Origin of the sequence: Clostridium pacaense (assembly GCF_020709765.2) — a bacterium.
GTDB classification, from domain to species: domain Bacteria; phylum Bacillota; class Clostridia; order Lachnospirales; family Lachnospiraceae; genus Enterocloster; species Enterocloster hominis.
The window spans coordinates 142,694-161,888 of record NZ_JAJFEB020000011.1; the positions used below are offsets into that span (position 1 = coordinate 142,694).

Here is a 19,195-nt window from a genome sequence, read left to right on the forward strand (position 1 = left end):
CTGCCGCAGCAGTCAAATCGTATGTTCCCCAGCCACATCCACTTCCCGTATGCACCGTTCCATCACATGCAGCCAGTGCCCCCGCATCAGCTCCCCTGCGCGGTCCGCATCCTTCCCGGACAGGGCGTCCAGGATATCCCTGTGGTGTTGGACGGATTCCTTCCTCATCGTATTCTTATGGAAATAGTGGTATTTAATCCTCTGGATATGCAGGAGCAGCATATGGGAAAATTCCATGATATATTCATTGCCCACTGCCTTGACAATCAGTTCGTGGAACGCATTGTCACAGAGGATGGCCCGTTCCGCCTGATTGGCATCGCATGCCTCTGAAAATTCCTTCTGGATCTGTTCAAGCTCAGCCAGCTGTGTCCCGGTCAGTATGAGGGCCGCCTGTCTGGCTGCCAGGCCCTGGATTTCCGCCAGGGGACGGTAACATTTCTCAATATCGTTCTTGTCCACATCCGCGACCGTGGTTGCACGGCCAGGCGTTACCTTAATTAATTTCTGGGCCTCCAGCATCTGGAGCGCTTCACGTACCGGGGTCCGGCTTACATTAAAATAAGCGGCCAGCTCCGTATCCAAAAGCTTCTCCCCCGGCATCATCTCCCCCCGCATGATCCAATCACATAATGTCTCATATACTAAATCCTTGGCTGATTTGCGCTGCAGCGCGCTGTCTTTTTTCGGTATCGGCACGGTATGCCCTCCTGTGGTCCGGTTGTTGTCTCGCTTCCAATCGGCTTTCTGCCTAAAGCAATGTATGTTATATATAATATATCACATACACCTTTTCCTTTCAAGAGTGTTAAGAATATATCAGGATTCCATTCCATTTTTTCCCAATCCAGTCATTTTCATCGTATATATTGCACATATTTTTATCAATAATTCTATCAGTTATGACGATATTTACAATCCAATTCATAACAATCCTTTACATTCCAATCCACATATGTTATATTCAATATGCAATATATCGCACACAGAATATTGTTCAAGAATAAAAACATTCACAGAAAGTGAGGATCATGCACCATGAACAAAGAAGAACTGTTAGTATCCCTGTGCCAGGAGGCAATCCGCATTCCCAGCATGTCCGGCCATGAGAAGGACGTAGCTGAACTTTTGAAGAAAACCATGATTGACTATGGTTTTGACGAGGTGGACATTGACAAATACGGAAGTGTTCTGGGCATCATCCACGGCAGCCGTCCCGGAAAGACAATCCTGATGGACGGGCACATTGACACTGTGGAAGTGATAGACCGCGACCAGTGGAGCCATGACCCATTTGCCGCAGAGATTGAAGATGGAAGGATTTACGGCCGCGGCACCTCTGATATGAAAGGAAGCGTCTGTGCCATGATTACAGCCGCTGCCCAGTATGCAGAGGACACGGGAAAGGATTTTGCAGGCAATATCTGTGTATCCTGCACCGTGCATGAGGAATGCTTTGAAGGCGTATCCTCCCGTGAAATCAGCAGACATGCAAAGCCTGATTTCGTCATCATCGGCGAGGCCACCACGACCACGGTCAAGATTGGCCAGAGGGGCCGGGCTGAGGTAGTTGTGGAGACAGAGGGAAAGAGCTGCCACTCCTCCAATCCGGAAAAGGGAGTGAACGCAGTCTATCATATGATGGCTGTCATTGAAGCCATCCGGAACATCAAAGTAAACGAGCACCCAATCCTGGGCAAGGGAATCCTGGAGCTTACGGACATCATTTCCTCCCCCTATCCCGGCGCATCCGTGGTCCCCTCCATATGCAGGGCCACCTTTGACCGCCGCACCCTGGTTGGCGAGGACGAGGCATTCATCCTAGGACAGGTTGAGGAAGCAATTGAGGAGGCGAAAAAGAAAGTGCCGAATCTGAAAGCCAGGGTATATCTGGCAGAAGGAAGCGAGAAGTGCTGGACCGGCGAGACCATTGAGGCCAAGAGGTATTTCCCCGCATGGCTTATCGACGAGAAGGATGAGTTGGTGCAGAAGGCCCTGGCAGGGCTTAAGGAAGCCGGCATTGACGCCCCCATCTCCCACTTCTCATTCTGTACCAACGGCAGCCATTTCTGCGGGGAGGCAGGAATCCCATGCATCGGTTTCGGCCCGTCCCTTGAGAGCCTGGCCCATGTCAGGGATGAGTACATAGAGATTGATCAGCTGAAAAAGGCCTGCAAAGGATTCTACGGCATCCTTTCCCAGCTTACAAAATAAACCATTGTATTAACATAAGAAAAGAGGTATAGGTATGGAAAACTTTTTAGTAAAGCTTAACTCCTTTCTCTGGGGTGCTCCTGTATTAATCCTGCTCTTCGCAGTAGGCCTTCTGTACGCGGTTAAGACACGTTTTTTCCAGTTCCGCCACTTTAAGCACATCATGAAAAACACGGCCGGTGAGATGTTCAAAAAGGGTTCCGCAAAAGGGGACGGCACCCTCACGCCCCTCCAGGCTGTTTCATCCGCACTGGCTGGATGTGTGGGCACCGGCAACATTTCCGGCGTGGCCACCGCTATCTTTGTGGGAGGCCCCGGCGCCGTGTTCTGGATGTGGATCATCTCCCTGTTCGGCATGCTGACCAAGTGCGTGGAGGTCACACTGGCCCAATATTACCGCATCAAAGGAGAGGACGGCGTATTCTACGGCGGCCCCATGTATTACATTGAGCGCGGCATGGGCCGCAAATGGAAACCATTAGCCATCTTCTTTGCCATAACCATCATTGTGGGCGGCCTGGGAACCGCTGCATTCGTACAGCCCTTTGCCATGTCCAATGCCATGAACAACGCCTTCCATATCCCCACCTGGATCATCGTCGTGGTGGCTGCCCTGATCTGCGGCACCGTACTGATCGGCGGCGTAACCGGAATCGGCAAGTTCTGTGAAAAGGTAACCCCTGTCATGTGCGTGATTTATATCATCACGGTCCTGGGCATCATCCTTACCCACATCACCCAGGTCCCACAGGCAATCGCAACCATTTTCACCCATGCGTTCACTCCCCTTTCCGCTACAGGCGGACTGGCAGGAAGCACGGTTGCCATGACCATCAAGCAGGGCGCTGCCCGCGGTACCTTCTCCAACGAAGCCGGATGCGGTACCTCCCCCATCACCCACGCAACAGCCATCACGGCCCACCCCTTCAAGGAAGGCATGTACGGTTCCTTTGAGGTATTCGTGGACACGCTGGTTGTCTGTACCATGACAGCGCTGGCCATCATCTGCAGCGGCCCGGAAATCTGGCAGAGCGGCCTTAAGGACGTGGCGCTGACCCAGTCCGCATTTGCCTCCACCTACGGAAACATGGGACCTATCATCGTATCGGTCTGCCTCTGCCTGTTCGCCTTCTCCACCATGGTCGGATGGGAAATCAACTACGAGTCCGCCTTTTTCTACATCTTCCCAAAGGCATCCGGCTCCAATGCGGCCAAGCTGCTCATAAGGCTGGTCTGGCTGGTTCCCGGATTCATTTCCCTTGGCAAGACCCCGGAACTTGTATGGACCGTGGTCGATATCGTATCCGGCTTCTGGTGCATCCCCAACGCGGTCGCACTGCTGTTCTTATCCGGTACATTCATGAAAGTATTTAATGATTATCAGGAAAAGTACATGAAAAATCAGCCATGCGGCAAGTAACTGCCTCTCAAGTCCTGGCATCATAAAAGACGGGATGGGTTCCTGCATCAAAGCAGGATTCATCCCGTCTTTCATGATATCAGCATGCCTACAGCGCCTTCCTCAGCGCCTCTGCCATCTCCTCATATTCCTCATCGCTGAGCATGGTCTTCCCGCTGTTCATCTCGAAGGTACCGCCCCATTCCTCGCCGCCCTCATACTTAGGGACAATATGGAAATGCAGGTGGTGGCCCGTGTCGCCGTATGCGCCGTAATTCACCTTATCCGGGTGGAATACCTTGTGCACGGCCCTGGATACCTGGGCAATCTCCGCAAAGTAATCATTCCTCTCCCCGTCGGTCAGGTCTATAAGCTCGCTCACATGCTTTTTGTGGGCCAGGATCACCCTTCCCCTCTTGCTCTGCTCCTTGAATATATAAAGGAAGCCTGTCTTCATTTCACATACAGGATACCCGAATTTGGCAACCAGCCCGCCCTGCATGCAATATGCGCAATTCGTATCTTTTACCATCTCTTCCATGACCATTATCTCCTTTATGTTTGATTTCATTCCGGTTTTAACATACCACTAATGGATGATAAATGCAATTCCAATATTTGTTTTTCTTTCTATGTACCAACTTTTCCATTTCTATGCTATAATGATACACAAGTATCACATATAGGAGCAGATTTATGAGTAAAGCAGATTTCAGACGCAGGCAGGCACGCAGGCGCAGACATAAATTAACCATGATGTCGCGGCATCTTCCGACATTCATCGTATTACTGGCAATCACACTACTGGTAGGGGGCGGTGTCTTCACCCTCTACCGGTTTGTTTTGGGGAAACAGCCCACCGGGCCGGAGGGTTCTGTCCAGGCGGCTGTATCCTCTGCCCAGGCAGGCCCTTCTTCAGGCGGAGGGGACAGCCCCGTACCGTCCACGGAGGAGACACAGGTAATCCAGGATGATGTTTCAAGGCTCATTGCCCAGGCAGACAGGCTGGCGCTGGGCTACGATTATGACAAGGCCATTGACCTCATCAACAACAGCGGCATGGACGTTACCGAAGCCAGGATGCAGGAAGCACTGGGACGGTATGAGTCAGAAAAGGCGGCGCTGGTACCCGCCGATATGAACCAGATTACCCATGTATTCTTCCACACGCTGATTATGGATACTTCCAAGGCATTTGACGGGGACAAGGACAGCGGGGGCTATAATTCAGTCATGACCACTAAGGATGAATTCATGAAAATGCTCCAATCCATGTATGAACGTGGCTATGTGCTGGTACGGATCCACGACATTGCCTATGAAGAGGCGGATGGAAACGGCAATAAACGGTTCGTGAAGGGCAACATCATGCTGCCGGAGGGTAAGAAGCCATTCGTCATGTCACAGGACGATGTCTGTTACTACCCGTACATGGACGGGGATGGCTTTGCCAGCCGTATTGTGATTGGCGCGGACGGTAAGCCCACCTGTGAGATGACCATGGACGATGGAAGTGTGTCCACCGGCTCCTACGACCTGGTTCCCCTGCTGGAGGATTTCATTCAGGAACATCCTGATTTCTCATACAAGGGCGCAAGGGCCATCATTGCATTTACCGGATATGAAGGCATCCTGGGTTACCGGACAGCCGCCTCCAAGTATTCCGATAGCCCCACCTATGAGGCGGACCGGGAACAGGCCGCCAAGGTGGCCCAGTGCTTAAGGGACAATGGCTGGGAGCTGGCCTCCCACAGCTGGGGCCATCTGCAGCTGGGCGTGGCCAAGAATCCGGAGGACGGCTTTGCCATCTCCGAGGAGCGTTTCCGCGCGGACACGGACAAGTGGGAAGCCGAGGTGGAATCCCTGATCGGTCCCACGGATATCCTGCTCTATCCTTACGGCAATGACATTGCTGACTGGCATGCATATAAGGAGGACAACCCGCGGTTTAAGTATCTGGAGTCCAAGGGCTTCCGGTATTTCTGCAACGTGGATGCCAGCACCCCATACTGGATGCAGATGGGTAATAACTATCTGCGCATGGCAAGGAGGAACCTGGACGGCTACCGGCTTTATGAGGACATGACCCAGACAGACCCTTCCAAAAAACGTTTAAGTGATTTATTCGATGCGGCGCAGATATTTGATTCCGCAAGACCTACTCCGGTGGAATGGAGTTACCAGTAAGATATAAACCCAGGCAGTGTGCCGGCCGCTTCATGACGAAGCAGACCGCACACTGCCTGTTTTATTTTTCTTTTTCCAGATACGGCTTCCCCATTCTTATTTTTCCCCGTCGCACATGTACAGGCAAGAACGCACGAACTGTTTCCAGTTGTCAACATATAATAAATCAAGGAATTGATTTCTAATTGAAAGGAGCTTTTTCATGATTCCCAAACTGGAAGTAAATGGGGTCAGCTACTCCTACCACTCATTGGATGGTGAGACGCTGGCCCTTTCCAATATATCATTTGATGTGTCTGCCGGGGAATTTGTTGCTATCGTGGGACCTTCAGGCTGTGGAAAATCCACTCTCCTGACCATGCTCAGCGGGCTGACCCAGCCTGAAAAGGGGACCATCAGCATTGACGGCGCCCCCCTGTCCAAGACACACTCTGCTATCGGTTATATGCTGCAGAAGGACCATTTATTTGAATGGCGCAACATCTTCTCCAATATTTCCCTTGGACTTGAAATACAAAAACGGTTGGACGAACCTGCCAGGCTTGAACTTCTGGATATGATGTCCGCCTATGGCCTGGCCGGATTTGAATATGCAAAGCCCTCCGAGCTTTCCGGCGGCATGCGCCAGAGGGCCGCGTTAATCAGGACCCTGGCCTTAAAGCCGGATATACTGCTGCTGGATGAGCCATTTTCCGCCCTGGACTATCAGACACGGTTGTCCGTGTGCGACGATATCAGCTCCATCATACGAAGGACCCATAAAACGGCCATCCTGGTGACCCACGACCTGTCTGAGGCCATCAGTGTGGCCGACCGTATTGTCGTGCTGTCCGCGCGGCCCGGACGGGTGAAGTCCGTTTTATCCATTGATTTCCCGGAAGGCTGCACCCGCTCCCTTGACAGGCGTAACTGCCCGGAATTTTCCAATTATTTTAATACCGTATGGAAGGAGCTGAAGACATATGAATCATAACGGCCCTTGTTATACCATGCAGGAACAGGGTAGGAAAAACTGCGGCACATGTGAAATGTCCGTGGCCCAGCAGGCCTTTGTGGAAGGGGAACTGCGCCGCCACCGCCAGGTCACCATCTGCCGCATCATGCTTTTAGTGCTTCTTCTGGCCCTTTGGGAGCTGGCGGCTGACATGCACTGGATTGACAGCTTCATCTTCAGCTCCCCCACCATGATTGCCAAATGCCTGGTAAGCATGACACGGGACGGCAGCCTGTTCCTCCACACAGGCGTGACCCTGCTGGAGACCCTTGTAAGCTTTGCCCTATGCACTGTTTTTGGCCTGGCCTGCGCCCTGCTTTTATGGTCCAGCAAAAGCGTGGCCCAGGTGCTGGAGCCATTCCTTGTGCTTTTAAACAGCCTTCCGAAATCAGCCCTGGCCCCTCTTCTCATCGTGTGGCTGGGCAATAACATGAAGACAATCATCGTTGCAGCCGTATCCGTGGCCGTGTTCGGCTCCATCCTCACACTCTACACCGGCTTTACCCAGATGGATACGGAGAAAATCAAGCTGATATACTCCCTGGGCGGCAACCGGAAGGATGTGCTGGTAAAGGTCCTGCTTCCAGGTTCCCTGCCCATGCTCATCAGCAATATGAAGGTGAACATCGGGCTGTGCCTGGTGGGCGTCATCATCGGCGAGTTCCTGTCCGCCAAGGCCGGACTTGGTTATCTGATTACCTATGGGTCCCAGACCTTTGCCATGACCATGGTGGTGACCTCCATTGTGATACTTTGTATTGTGTCCGGGGTGCTGTACCAGATTATCGCGTATGCGGAAAAGAGGATAAGTAAGCTTAGTTAGGCGCCGGTATGGAGGCAGTATCCTTACGGTCCAGTGAGGATGCTGCCTTTTGCAGACAGGCAGATCACAAATTTCCTGTTGACAAATCCCCTTCCATATCTTATACTGATTTCCATAAATAGGGGAGCTTATTGATAGGCTGAGAGGAAGTTGTGAACTTCGACCCATGAACCTGATTTGGATAATGCCAACGTAGGGACCCATGAAGCAGCTTATATGCGGGAATACCTTGGTATTCCCGTTTTTTATTGCGTTAAAGCCAGATATCTTACATCCGGCTGCCTTAAAATCCATATTGGTAAACAGAGTGAGCAGATGTTCACGAAGGGGTGCACCACCGCGGGTGTATTGCTTCGTGAACTTTTTTTATGCTGATATCGCACAACAATCCCGCAGGGAAAGGAGGTGGAACAATGGCAGTCATCAATGGCATTACCGTCGTACTGACGCAGCCCGTGTCCGTCCGGACATATCTTCTGGAACACAATTACCGTCTGGACCGCATTGCCGTGGAGCTGAACGGCAGCATACTGCCTAAAAACAGCTATGACGCAACCGCTTTGACGGACAGTGATGTAATGGAAATCGTAAATTTTGTAGGAGGAGGATGATTATGGCTGATACAGTGACCAGGGAACAGCTGCAGGAAGCCCTGCGGGAACGGCATACCCCAGAGGTCCAGGAAAGGCTGGACCATGCGCGGATTGCCGTGGCAGGGCTTGGAGGGCTTGGCTCCCATGTGGCATCAGCGCTGGCAAGGATCGGCGTGGGGCACCTGCATCTCATCGACTATGACGTGGTGGACATTACCAACCTGAACCGGCAGCAGTATACGGCCAGGCATCTGGGAAGATACAAGACAGATGCGCTGGCAGACGCACTAAGGGAAATTAACCCATATCTGGATATTTACACGGACTGCGTGAAGGTGACAGAGGATAACCTGGTTTCCCTGTTTGACCGGGAAACCATTATCTGCGAGGCATTTGACCGTCCCCAGGCCAAGGCCATGCTGGCCAACGGCATACTGGCCCATTTCCCCGGCAAATATCTGGTGGCCGCATCCGGCATGGCCGGCTATGGCAGCAGCAATGCCGTGATTACCAGGAAAGCAGGGAAACACTTCTACCTCTGCGGGGACGGCATCTCGGATCCTGAATCCGGATACGGCCTCATGGCGCCCAGGGTAATGCTCTGCGCCGCCCATCAGGCCAACATGATTGTACGGCTGATCCTCGGTGAGGAGGAGGCGTAGGGCGTGTTGAAACATCCACAGCAGACACATCAAACATATTAAAAAGGAGATTTCATACCATGACAGACAACATCATTGAGAAAGACCGCGACCCGCTCATCCTGGGAGGGCATACCTTCACCTCCCGTTTCATCCTGGGTTCAGGCAAATATTCCCTGGATTTAATCCACGCTGCCGTGGAACAGGCAGATGCCCAGATCATCACCCTGGCCCTGCGCAGGGCAAATGAAGGAGGGCTTGCTAACATACTGGACTATATACCGGAGCATGTCACCCTTCTGCCCAATACCTCCGGGGCCAGGAATGCGGATGAAGCCGTGCGCATAGCACGCCTTGCCAGGGCTGCAGGCTGCGGGGACTTTGTAAAGATAGAGGTCATCCACGACACGAAATACCTGCTGCCCGACAATACCGAGACCGTGAAGGCAACCGAAATCCTTGCAAAGGAGGGCTTTGTGGTCATGCCCTATATGTACCCGGACCTGAACGCAGCCAGGGACCTGGCCGATGCGGGCGCCGCGTGCATCATGCCCCTGGCCGCTCCCATCGGAACCAACAAGGGGCTGTGCACAAAGGACTTCATCCAGATCCTCATTGACGAGATTGACCTTCCAGTCATCGTGGATGCGGGAATCGGACGTCCATCCCAGGCATGCGAGGCAATGGAAATGGGGGCGGCTGCCATCATGGCCAACACAGCCATTGCAACCGCAGGGGACGTGCCCGCCATGGCCCATGCATTCAAGCTGGCAATTGAATCCGGGCGGCAGGCATACCTGGCCGGACTCGGGAGAACCCTGGATAAGCAGGCCAGCGCCTCCTCCCCCCTGACCGGATTCCTTCATGACTGAACCACAGAAAGGCAGATGCTATGTCCAATAACAAGAATGAAACCAATGTACTGAATAAAAGTATACTGAACACCCAGGTACAGCAGGACCTGGAAATGGAGCGGACCGACCACATGGCCTATCTCCCGGACATGGAGGTCCTTGATTCCGGCATTGACCGCCAGGTCCTTTCCTTGATGGAGGCCTATGACCCGGCGTCTTATACGGCGGGCGATGTAAAGGCCGCCCTGAACCATGACATGAGAAACCTTGAGGATTTTGCAGCCCTCCTCTCCCCCGCCGCGCAGCCCCTCATTGAGGAGATTGCCAGGGCGGCACAGTCAGAGACAAGAAAACATTTCGGCAACTCCATCCAGATGTTCACTCCCATCTATATTGCCAATTACTGCGAAAACTACTGCATTTACTGCGGGTTTAACTGCAAGAACAAGATCCGGCGGGCAATGCTTGACCCGGAACAGATTGAGGAGGAAATGAAAGCCATTGCCGCCACCGGCCTGCAGGAAATCCTGATACTTACAGGCGAAAGCCGCAGCCAATCCACGGTCCCCTATATCGGGGAGGCCTGCCGGATTGCAAGGAACTACTTTAAGGTCATCGGGCTGGAAATCTATCCCCTTAATTCGGATGAATATGCCTATCTCCACGGATGCGGGGCTGATTATATAACGGTATTCCAGGAAACCTATGATTCCGGTAAATACGAAACCCTGCATCTGTCCGGTCATAAACGATGTTTCCCTTACCGTCTCAACACACAGGAACGGGCCATTAAAGGCGGTATGCGGGGCGTTGGCTTCGGCGCCCTCCTGGGGCTGGCGGATTTCCGCAAAGACGCATTCGCAACCGGCTGCCACGCCTGGCTCATTCAGAGGAAATACCCCCATGCTGAGATTGCATTTTCCTGTCCAAGGCTCCGGCCGATCATCAACAATGACAGAATCAATCCCATGGATGTACACGAGACACAGCTGCTTCAGGTGGTATGCGCTTACCGCCTCCTGATGCCGTGGGCCAGCATCACCATCTCCACCAGGGAGTGCGCCCGGGTAAGGGACAACCTGGTTTCCATTGCCGCCACCAAGATATCGGCAGGTGTGAGCACGGGCATCGGCAGCCATTCAGATGAAATCAAGGAGAAAGGGGACGACCAGTTTGAGATATCGGACGGGCGGAGCGTGGATGAGGTGTTCCATGACCTGCTTGCGCGGAATCTGCAGCCGGTCATGAGTGATTATATCTATGTATGAGAATCTGATAACGGACCCCGGACTGAAAGGACACATCCTGGCGGTCACCAACAGGAACCTCTGTTCCAGACCTTTTGCGGAACAGATCCGCCGGGTCTGCCGGTTCCATCCGGCCGCCCTGATCCTGAGGGAAAAGGACTTGCCGGATGCTGAATATGGTGAACTGGCCAAAGAGGTGATGAAGATATGCAGGGAATATCAGGTTCCCTTCATTGCCCACAGCTTCATGGAAACAGCCCGCCAACTGGGCGCGGATACAATCCATCTCCCCCTGTGGCGGCTGAGGGAGGCATCCGGCACAGGCCTTCCGGATGGCTTTAAGACCATAGGCGTCTCTGTCCACAGTGTGGAGGAAGCCCTGGAGGCAGCGGCCCTTGGTGCCTCCTACCTCACTGCCGGACATATCTATGCCACGGACTGCAAAAAAGGGCTGCCTCCGCGCGGAACCGGCTTCCTGCGCGCGGTCTGTGAAGCGGTTGACATCCCTGTCTATGGAATCGGCGGCATCCGCCTGGATGAGGCACAGATAAAGGAAGTGCTGGGATGCGGGGCAGCCGGAGGATGCATCATGTCGGGAATGATGGGAATCTAGGATAGGAACGGATTTCCAAACACGCCCTAAGACAAAAAACAGTTGACGCCGCCCCCCTGGCAGCAGTAGAATTAACCCACAGCAGACCTTTTTGCAGGGTAATGAAATCATATAGAAAAAGAGGCTTACATCCATGGGATTCCTTATAAAACCAGCCGCCTTCGGCGCACTGATACTGGCAGGCTGCCTGCTCAGGCACAAGAACATCTTAAGCAGCAATGACCAGAAGACATTCAGCAGGCTTGTGCTCAACATCACGCTGCCTGCCGCTGTCATCCACTCCTTTTACGGGTTTGAAAAGGAACCATCCATTTACCTCATGATTGTCCTGGGTTTCCTGTGCAGCCTCCTCCCCTTTCTGGCAGCCTACTGCCTGACAGGAAAGCTGGACCGCCGGGACCGGATGTTCACCATGCTTAATATGGCAGGATACAACATCGGCTGTTTTACCCTGCCCTTAATCCAGAACTTTTTCGGCCCGGCCGGCTCCGTGGCCGCCTGCATGTTTGATACCGGCAATGCCGTGATGATGACCGGAGGTTCCTATGCCCTGGTAACCACCCTGCTTCACCTGGATACCGGGGACAATGGCTCCGCGCAGACGCCTGTGTGGAAAAGGTTCCTGGGATCCATTCCCTTTGACACCTATATGCTGATGCTGGTTTTCTCCTCCATTGGGATCCGTATTCCCGGCTGGCTCGACGCCCTGCTGGAACCGGTCTACCAGGCAAACAGCTTTCTGGCCATGCTGATGATCGGGATGATGCTGCGGCCTGTCCATGGCAGCGCCGCCCTCAGGAACACCATGCGGGTCATCCTGGGACGGCTGTTATCTGCCTGCATTTTCTCCCTGTCCATTTACCACTTTGCGCCCCTTTCCCTGGAAATGCGGCAGGTGCTGGCCGTGACCGTATTTGCCCCGGTCAGTACCCTGGCTCCTATCTATACGGAAAAATGCAAGGGAGACACGGCCGTATCCAGCTTTACCGCCTCTGTGTCCATCATCATCGGACTATTCGTCATGTCCGGCCTGGCTATGTGGTTCCGGCTGTAGCGGCTGTAGCTATTTAACGGTCCATGCTTTATCTGTGAAATAAACGCTTCTGGCCAGCTTCAGTACATCCGTATCTTCGTATAAATCCGCATTCAGTGAAATGGAATACACCTCACTGCTGTCCGGCTTTGCAAAGAATACATACCACATACGGGAGGTCTGGTCCTCCTCCGGCACAGGTCCGTACTCAGCTTCCACATCCTCCAGTGAGGCAGCCGTGTATAAATCATGCTGTACCAGGACCAGCAGGGCAGGGGCCTCACAATCAATGACCCTGACCGGTTCCGTGATGAACATGGAATGGTTCCAGGGAAGACCGATGTCTGCCAGTTCACCCTGGCTGAACCTGCGGTTTGGCCATCCGCCCGAATAGCGTTCCACCGCTCCTGCTGCCCACCATGAATGGGGAACAAAATCATAATCAATATGGGAAGCCAGCTGGTCCAGACGTTTTATGTCTTCCGGGTCTGAGGCCGCGAATACATTTCCCCCTGTACTGCTCAGCGCCTCCGTATACCCCTGGTTGGACAGCCCCCGGGGCAGCCGGTACGTCAGGTAATCCGTCATGGCTGTGTGGGTATCCAAAAAGCGGCGGATGCCCTCTTCATCCGGAAGCGTCATCCTATAATGCTTTACATCTTCCGGCGTACGGTAAATATTCAGCATCTCTGAGGTTGGCTGGCGTACCAGGATGATGTCCTCCAGGCTGTCGTCCTCCCTGCGGTATGAGATAGTAAGCGAGTACAGTTCCCCCTTATAATAAAACATGTAGGATTCAAACCAGTCAAGGTAATCCCCCTGTTCCTTGTCGTCCCTATCATTCGGTTCAGGAAAATCCGCGGTCCGCGCAGCCAGATCTTCCGTATCACGGATTCCGGCCAGGCGTATCACGTCTTCAGCCGTGATGGATTTGGCTTCTGTTCCTGTTCCATCAATCGCTTCCGTTCCACCTGCCCCGCCATCTTCCGGCTTCAATCCTTCATCCATTACCTCAGGCGCCTCCCTTATCTCCTCCGGTATCCAGATTCCCTCTGCCCCAAAGGGCTGGATCATGGAAACAGCTGCCTGGCTTTTATCCGGGAACGTATAGACAGCCACTGTCATTTCCCCGTCCTTCACAACAGCTGCCTCCCCTCCCTGGAGGTTCAGGAGCATTTCCATGGACAGTCCTGGGGACAGCAGGTCCTGGTATACCATGTCTGTCCGGGCATTCCGGTTCAGGGTTTCCGCCATTCCTTCCCGCCTGTAGTCCATGGCGGTTCCTGCAATCCCTCCGCTGTATGCCTCATAAAATTCAGTGGCGGAATGAATCGTTTCATATTGGGTCAGATGGCTCTGGTCCACATACCAGACACCGTCTGTCTTCTTCCAGGTAATCCTCTCCTTCCATACCCACCGGTGGGGATCGGAGGTCATGGCATAGTAGGTAATCACAGACTGGTTATCCTGATTATGGATCTGGAAGACATGGTCCATGGGCCATGGACTGGACCACCCAAAACTGATATACGGATCCTCCGGCAGTGACATCACCGGTTCCATCCCATAAAAACCTTCCGGACGTTCCGGATCATACATACCATACAATGCCTTCCCATCCCTGTCACAAAATGCCCTGGCCCACTGCTCTGCCCTGATTCTTATATCATCCTCCTGCTGCCTCCCCGTATAGGTGCACACCGCCAGCCAGGAAAGCGCGGATACAATCAGGACAGCCATGATTCCAGTGGTTTTCGGATGTTTTGCCAGAATGGAAATCCGCTCCTTCACGGCCTTTTTCCCGTTCCACATGTCTGAGGAAATATTCAGAAAACCGGACACTGCCCTGGGTCTGACCGTCAGGTCAATCAAGGTCCTTCCATAGGAAAACCGTTCCTCCTCCCCCAGGCGGCGGACCGCATCCGCATCACAGGACAGCTCGCAGTCACGTTTGGATAAGAACGCAGCCGCCCATACCAGCGGGTTGATCCAGTAGCAGCAAAGAAGGACGCAGCGAAGCCCTCCCCAGATATGGTCACGGCGCCGGGCATGGCAGTCCTCATGGACCAGCACATGCCGCAAGCGCTTCTCATCCCCCACCATCCCCTTTGGAAGGTAAATGGCCCGGTCACCCAGATATGACATGAAGCAGGGGGTAGCCAGGCCCTCAACCCAATATACGGGAAGCGCTGTGGCTCCATATGTATCCCCGTCATAACGTTCCCTGTTTCTGTAAATGCGCCAGGAAAAACGTAAATTAATCCAGAGCATCCATATAAATAAAAGGATGCCGCCCGCTCCCCACAAAATCAGGATAATCATCTGCCAGTCAATCCCCGCAGCCCGCTGGGCCATGGTGGCAGGGGCTGTATAATGCGTCACCTGACCGGAAGACAGGTTATGGACCAGCGGTCCCAGGTCCGGCCTTGAAACAGCCTGTTCCCGGATGGTTTCCGCTGCATTCATCACACTGAACGGGCTTGTCATATTCCCCATCCAGCCCAGCACCGGATAAAACCAGGGCATCACCAGCCTAAGCGCCGCAAGCCCCCATATGCCGTACTGAAGCTGGGGACTGATCCTTCCCCTTAAAAGGAAACGGAGAAGGATGATTCCCAGGATCAGGACCGATGATGTAATCAATGTCTCAACCATGGCGCCCCTCCTCTGCCTTATCGAGGATTGCCTTTAAATCCTCAATCTCCTCATCGGATAACTCACTGGAACTGACCATGGCATTGACCATCAGGCTTAAGCTGCCCTGGTACACGCGGTTTAAGAATCCCCTGGTCTCCTCAAGGACCGCCCCATCCCTCTCAACAGAAGGATAGAACAGCTTGGCCCGTTCCCCCTCCTCATGGCGGACAGCCCCCTTGGCTTCCAACCGCTTCAGCATGGTGATGATTACATTCCTCCCCCATCCGGTTGCCTGCTCCAGTTCCTTTGTGAGCTGGGTGATTGTTTTGGGCGGATTCTGCCATAAAAGGTTCATTAATTTCCATTCGCCGTCTGATAGGTTGATTTTTTCCATGTTCGGTCCTCCGGATTCCTGTGATTTGATATTTCCATGTTTTTAATAGCCCTGCATCTTCAATACTGCCATTTTTCAAAATTCCTGTAAAAACCATATTTAGTATACATTCGTATACTAACATTGTAAACTCATAACCTATTCCTGTCAATACGGAATCCTGTTTACCATCGCTTGCCATCGCTTTTATATATGCCCTTGCCTTTCCCCAAAAAATATCCTATGATTAAATCAAATACGGATGAAAATCCTATATGGGGAAAGGCGGTAAGCAATGGCAGATTATCCTGATATATTAAAAAAAGAGCATTTGACAAACGAGGAACGGAAATGCATCTGCAATCAGATGATGACCACGGAAAGCCATATGGAACAGCTGATACTGAAACATTTTACTGATGAAGATTTCCGAAAGGTCTGGGAGCGCAAGATAGGCGGCGGGGTTATAGGAGGCAAGGCGTGCGGCCTGCTTGTGGCGAGGAAACTGATAGAGCAGGACATGCCGGAATACTCCGGTCATATTGAACCGCATAATTCCTTTTTCGTCGGCACGGATGTATTCTACCGCTACCTGGTGCTGAACCGCTGTGCCGAGCTTAAAGCCAGGCATACACTGGAAAAGGAACATTTTAAGGAAACAGAAGAACTGACCAGCCGGTTAAGGAACGGCATGATTCCCGATGATATACGGGAAGAGCTGGCAGACATGCTGGACCATTATGGAACCACCCCTATCATTGTACGCTCCAGCAGCATTATGGAGGACGGATACGGCAATGCCTTTTCCGGCAAATACGAATCCATCTTCTGCATGAACCAGGGAACAAAGGAAGAACGGCTGGAGGAACTGGAGGACGCCATCCGCCGTGTCTATGCCAGCGTGATGAATGAACAGGCCATCGAGTACCGCAGGAAACGCCATCTATTGGATGTGGACGAGCAGATGGCGCTGTTAATCCAGCAGGTGGCAGGACAGGCTTACGGCAGCTTTTATTTTCCGGCCGCAGCAGGAATGGGCTGTTCTTACAATCCATATAAGTGGATGGAATACCTGAATCCCGAGGCCGGCATGCTGCGCATGGTAGCAGGACTTGGCACCCGCGCAGTGGAACGGACCCCCGGGGATTACCCCCGCCTCATATGTCTGGACCGGGCACAGGCCAACCTGCGCACCACCATGGCGGAGCGGCACAAGTTCTCCCAGCGGAAGGTGGACGTCCTGGACTTTGCCGCCAAACAGCTCTGCACCAAACCCTTGGAGCAGATTATAGAGTTACTGCCAAAGTGGCAGAAAAAAATGGTCCTAAGCAGGGACACGGAGGCAGAAGACATGCTGGCGGAACGCCATATCTACAGGAAGATATACTTTGCGGACTGCCAGGGACTGGTGGATGACATGGATTTCATACATATGATGCGCGCCCTCATGAAAATGCTGGAAACAGCATACGGACGCCCCGTGGATGTGGAATTTGCCGTTACCTGCCCGGAGGAGGACAAATGGAAACTGAACCTGCTGCAATGCAGGCCCCTTCAGGCCGCCCGTTCCGAACAGGTGCGGATTCCGGAAGGCGTGGACCATGAGCTTCTGTTTGACGTGCGCAGGACATCCATGCGGCGTTCCAAGGAAGAGCGGATAGATTACATTGTCTGGGTGGACCCCCAGCAATACTACGAATACACCTATGCGAAAAAACCGGACGTGGCGCGGTTCATCGGCAGGATAAACCAGCGCTTTGAAGATACGGATTACAAGCTAATGCTTCTGGTGCCCGGAAGGATCGGCACCTCATCCCCTGAACTGGGTGTCCCGGTAGCTTATTCCGAAATCAGCCAGTTTAACGCCATCTGCGAAGTTGCCTACGATAAGGCGGGATACCACCCGGAACTGTCCTATGGCAGCCACATGTTCCAGGACATGGTGGAAGCAGACGTCTACTACGGCGCCATCAATGACAACAGCAAGACACGCCTTTACCAGCCGGAGCTGCTGGCTGGCTGTCCGGAGATACTGGCCGGACTCTGCCCGGAGGAGCCGGAGATGCTGCGGATCGTAAAGTTATATGACGTCAGGAAATGCAGGGCCAGCCTGACCCTGGACGCCCACGAAGGGCGGGCGGTGTGCAGGATTCAAGGCATGCAGGATTAAAGATATGCGGGAGGAATGAACAGGACCTCCCGCTACTGCACTTCCTTTTTCTGCGCCGCCTCCTCAGGCAGCCAGTCCGCCTTCAGATAATACGCCAGCATTCCAATGGCACATATCACCCATGTAACCGGCCAGCCGGTCATGACCACAAACAGGTTGTTGGTCATGGGAACTGCTACCATAAGATAAATCTGTCTCAGGACAACAAAGCATCCCAGCATGAAGTACATGGGAATCTTGGAAAGACCTGCGCCGCGCAGTGCCCCATTCAGGACCTGTACCACCGGCAGTACAATATATGCATAGGAGAAGATACGCAGCATACCGCTACCATTGGCAATCACCTGTGCATCGTCCGTGAAAACGCCAATCAGGTACGGCGCAAAGAAATACATGCTCACGGACCCAACCAGGATGACCAGGGAGCTCATCACCCATGCGGCCCAGATTCCCTTCTTCACGCGCCTGTACTGCTTAGCCCCGATGTTCTGTCCCACAAACGTGGTAATGGCCATATTGAAGCTCTGCAGCGGCAGCTGGAGGAACCCGTCTATCCGGATGGTCGCGGAATATCCAGCCATGGCAGTGGCGCCGAACCGGTTGATATACGACTGCACGATTACATTGGAAAAAGATGTAATGCTCTGCTGCAGGGCCGCCGGGAACCCGAAGGCTATGATTTTCTTAACCATCTTTTTATGAAAATGTATCTTGCGCAGCTCCAGCTTATAATCCTCCTGGGTATGCATGAGCTTGTACATGACCATGGCGGAACTTACTGCCTGGGCGATGATGGTGGCAATGGCCACACCTGCTATCCCCATATGGAATCCGCACACAAACAGGAAGTCCAGCGCAATATTCACAAGGCTGGCAACTGCCAGATAGATAAGCGGGTGCCTGGAATCCCCCACCGCGCGCAGGATACCGGACCCCATATTATAAAACAGGGAAAATGTCATGCCTCCAAAATAGATGGTCAGATACAGGGAGGAATGCGGCAGCACCTCCTCCGGCACCCCGATGGCCCTTAAAAGGGGCTTTGTAAGAAGCATCCCCGCCACGGTAAACACCACGCTGAGAAGGGCGGTCAGCGCAATGGAGCTATGGACCGCCTTACTCATATCTTCCTTCCTGCGTCCGCCGAAATACTGGGAGATGACCACGCCCGCGCCCGCCGATAAGCCCATGAAAAAGCCCACCAGCATGTTAATCACCGGCGTGGACGCCCCCACGGCCGCCAGGGCATTGGTATTCACGAAATTTCCCACCACATAGGAATCCACGGTATTATAAAGCTGCTGAAAGAAATTACCAATCAACAGCGGAATGGAAAACCATAGTATGGATTTGAATATACTTCCCTTAATCATGTCTGTATTTGCCTGCTGCAAGATAACACCCCATTTCCCAATTA

At 53.0% G+C, this 19,195-nt stretch carries 17 protein-coding genes and 1 riboswitch; of the genes, 12 read left to right on the forward strand and 5 right to left on the reverse strand.

Annotation, left to right across the window (positions count from 1 at the left end; all coding sequences use genetic code 11):
- Positions 1 to 12: 12 nt before the first annotated feature.
- Positions 13 to 699 carry a GntR family transcriptional regulator gene (locus LK536_RS47795; RefSeq protein WP_025482986.1) on the reverse strand — a complete coding sequence of 229 codons (687 nt, stop codon included), beginning with the start codon at positions 697 to 699 and terminating at the stop codon, positions 13 to 15.
- A 339-nt stretch (positions 700 to 1,038) separates the two neighbouring features.
- Here LK536_RS47795 and LK536_RS47800 point away from each other — a divergent pair, with 339 nt between their 5' ends.
- Together LK536_RS47800 and LK536_RS47805 are read left to right on the forward strand one after the other, a co-directional pair.
- Positions 1,039 to 2,214, forward strand: a complete 1,176-nt coding sequence (locus LK536_RS47800) for a YgeY family selenium metabolism-linked hydrolase (protein WP_227796368.1) — start codon at positions 1,039 to 1,041, stop codon at positions 2,212 to 2,214.
- 34 nt (positions 2,215 to 2,248) lie between these two features.
- A complete protein-coding gene (locus tag LK536_RS47805; protein ID WP_008721989.1) occupies positions 2,249 to 3,634 on the forward strand; it encodes an alanine/glycine:cation symporter family protein in 1,386 nt (461 codons plus the stop codon).
- Positions 3,635 to 3,722: 88 nt separating this feature from the next.
- On the opposite strand, the gene LK536_RS47810 is transcribed toward LK536_RS47805, so the two are convergent.
- Positions 3,723 to 4,184, reverse strand: a complete 462-nt coding sequence (locus tag LK536_RS47810) for an HIT domain-containing protein (RefSeq protein ID WP_506092183.1) — start codon at positions 4,182 to 4,184, stop codon at positions 3,723 to 3,725.
- A gap of 125 nt (positions 4,185 to 4,309) precedes the next feature.
- On the opposite strand from LK536_RS47810, the gene LK536_RS47815 reads away from it, so the two are divergent.
- The 9 genes from LK536_RS47815 (at position 4,310) to LK536_RS47855 (ending at position 12,619) form a co-directional block, all read left to right on the forward strand.
- Positions 4,310 to 5,800 (forward strand): polysaccharide deacetylase family protein, encoded by a 1,491-nt coding sequence (locus tag LK536_RS47815; protein ID WP_025482989.1) that lies wholly within the window; start codon positions 4,310 to 4,312, stop codon positions 5,798 to 5,800.
- A gap of 202 nt (positions 5,801 to 6,002) precedes the next feature.
- Positions 6,003 to 6,773 (forward strand): ABC transporter ATP-binding protein, encoded by a 771-nt coding sequence (locus tag LK536_RS47820; RefSeq protein ID WP_008721982.1) that lies wholly within the window; start codon positions 6,003 to 6,005, stop codon positions 6,771 to 6,773.
- 16 nt (positions 6,774 to 6,789) lie between these two features.
- Positions 6,790 to 7,617, forward strand: coding sequence for an ABC transporter permease (locus LK536_RS47825; RefSeq protein WP_008721980.1), 828 nt, complete (start codon positions 6,790 to 6,792; stop codon positions 7,615 to 7,617).
- 113 nt (positions 7,618 to 7,730) lie between these two features.
- Positions 7,731 to 7,833: riboswitch (TPP riboswitch) on the forward strand.
- Positions 7,834 to 8,030: 197 nt separating this feature from the next.
- The gene (thiS, locus tag LK536_RS47830) at positions 8,031 to 8,228 is read left to right on the forward strand and encodes a sulfur carrier protein ThiS (protein WP_227796369.1); all 198 of its coding nucleotides are present in this window, start codon (positions 8,031 to 8,033) and stop codon (positions 8,226 to 8,228) included.
- 2 nt (positions 8,229 to 8,230) lie between these two features.
- A complete protein-coding gene (gene thiF, locus LK536_RS47835; protein WP_331472199.1) occupies positions 8,231 to 8,872 on the forward strand; it encodes a sulfur carrier protein ThiS adenylyltransferase ThiF in 642 nt (213 codons plus the stop codon).
- 59 nt (positions 8,873 to 8,931) lie between these two features.
- Positions 8,932 to 9,723: a thiazole synthase gene (locus LK536_RS47840; RefSeq protein ID WP_008721966.1), complete on the forward strand. Its 792-nt coding sequence runs from the start codon at positions 8,932 to 8,934 to the stop codon at positions 9,721 to 9,723.
- A gap of 95 nt (positions 9,724 to 9,818) precedes the next feature.
- Complete coding sequence (thiH, locus tag LK536_RS47845) at positions 9,819 to 10,973, forward strand: 2-iminoacetate synthase ThiH (RefSeq protein ID WP_474913013.1); 1,155 nt, start codon at positions 9,819 to 9,821, stop codon at positions 10,971 to 10,973.
- Positions 10,966 to 11,565 (forward strand): thiamine phosphate synthase, encoded by a 600-nt coding sequence (locus tag LK536_RS47850; RefSeq protein WP_227796371.1) that lies wholly within the window; start codon positions 10,966 to 10,968, stop codon positions 11,563 to 11,565. The genes thiH and LK536_RS47850 overlap by 8 nt, the downstream gene beginning before the upstream one ends.
- Before the next feature lie 133 nt (positions 11,566 to 11,698).
- A complete protein-coding gene (locus LK536_RS47855; protein ID WP_120057238.1) occupies positions 11,699 to 12,619 on the forward strand; it encodes an AEC family transporter in 921 nt (306 codons plus the stop codon).
- A 9-nt stretch (positions 12,620 to 12,628) separates the two neighbouring features.
- On the opposite strand, the gene LK536_RS47860 is transcribed toward LK536_RS47855, so the two are convergent.
- Positions 12,629 to 15,253, reverse strand: a complete 2,625-nt coding sequence (locus LK536_RS47860; RefSeq protein ID WP_227796372.1) for a M56 family metallopeptidase — start codon at positions 15,251 to 15,253, stop codon at positions 12,629 to 12,631.
- Positions 15,246 to 15,629 carry a BlaI/MecI/CopY family transcriptional regulator gene (locus tag LK536_RS47865; protein ID WP_008721956.1) on the reverse strand — a complete coding sequence of 128 codons (384 nt, stop codon included), beginning with the start codon at positions 15,627 to 15,629 and terminating at the stop codon, positions 15,246 to 15,248. Before LK536_RS47865 ends, LK536_RS47860 begins: the two co-directional genes overlap by 8 nt.
- A 274-nt stretch (positions 15,630 to 15,903) precedes the next feature.
- On the opposite strand from LK536_RS47865, the gene LK536_RS47870 reads away from it, so the two are divergent.
- Positions 15,904 to 17,778 (forward strand): PEP/pyruvate-binding domain-containing protein, encoded by a 1,875-nt coding sequence (locus LK536_RS47870; protein ID WP_025482998.1) that lies wholly within the window; start codon positions 15,904 to 15,906, stop codon positions 17,776 to 17,778.
- A 32-nt stretch (positions 17,779 to 17,810) separates the two neighbouring features.
- Here LK536_RS47870 and LK536_RS47875 read toward each other — a convergent pair whose 3' ends face one another.
- Positions 17,811 to 19,151: an MATE family efflux transporter gene (locus LK536_RS47875; protein WP_008721949.1), complete on the reverse strand. Its 1,341-nt coding sequence runs from the start codon at positions 19,149 to 19,151 to the stop codon at positions 17,811 to 17,813.
- Positions 19,152 to 19,195: the final 44 nt, after the last annotated feature.

Coding starts and splice junctions, on each gene's coding strand:
- thiH (WP_474913013.1), top strand. CDS start 9,819: ATGGAGCGGACCGACCACATGGCCTATCTCCCGGACATGGAGGTCCTT.
- LK536_RS47800 (WP_227796368.1), top strand. CDS start 1,039: ATGAACAAAGAAGAACTGTTAGTATCCCTGTGCCAGGAGGCAATCCGC.
- LK536_RS47805 (WP_008721989.1), top strand. CDS start 2,249: ATGGAAAACTTTTTAGTAAAGCTTAACTCCTTTCTCTGGGGTGCTCCT.
- LK536_RS47850 (WP_227796371.1), top strand. CDS start 10,966: ATGTATGAGAATCTGATAACGGACCCCGGACTGAAAGGACACATCCTG.
- LK536_RS47820 (WP_008721982.1), top strand. CDS start 6,003: ATGATTCCCAAACTGGAAGTAAATGGGGTCAGCTACTCCTACCACTCA.
- LK536_RS47860 (WP_227796372.1), bottom strand. CDS start 15,253: ATGGTTGAGACATTGATTACATCATCGGTCCTGATCCTGGGAATCATC.
- LK536_RS47825 (WP_008721980.1), top strand. CDS start 6,790: ATGCAGGAACAGGGTAGGAAAAACTGCGGCACATGTGAAATGTCCGTG.
- LK536_RS47810 (WP_506092183.1), bottom strand. CDS start 4,184: ATGAAATCAAACATAAAGGAGATAATGGTCATGGAAGAGATGGTAAAA.
- thiS (WP_227796369.1), top strand. CDS start 8,031: ATGGCAGTCATCAATGGCATTACCGTCGTACTGACGCAGCCCGTGTCC.
- LK536_RS47875 (WP_008721949.1), bottom strand. CDS start 19,151: ATGATTAAGGGAAGTATATTCAAATCCATACTATGGTTTTCCATTCCG.
- thiF (WP_331472199.1), top strand. CDS start 8,231: ATGGCTGATACAGTGACCAGGGAACAGCTGCAGGAAGCCCTGCGGGAA.
- LK536_RS47815 (WP_025482989.1), top strand. CDS start 4,310: ATGAGTAAAGCAGATTTCAGACGCAGGCAGGCACGCAGGCGCAGACAT.
- LK536_RS47865 (WP_008721956.1), bottom strand. CDS start 15,629: ATGGAAAAAATCAACCTATCAGACGGCGAATGGAAATTAATGAACCTT.
- LK536_RS47840 (WP_008721966.1), top strand. CDS start 8,932: ATGACAGACAACATCATTGAGAAAGACCGCGACCCGCTCATCCTGGGA.
- LK536_RS47870 (WP_025482998.1), top strand. CDS start 15,904: ATGGCAGATTATCCTGATATATTAAAAAAAGAGCATTTGACAAACGAG.
- LK536_RS47855 (WP_120057238.1), top strand. CDS start 11,699: ATGGGATTCCTTATAAAACCAGCCGCCTTCGGCGCACTGATACTGGCA.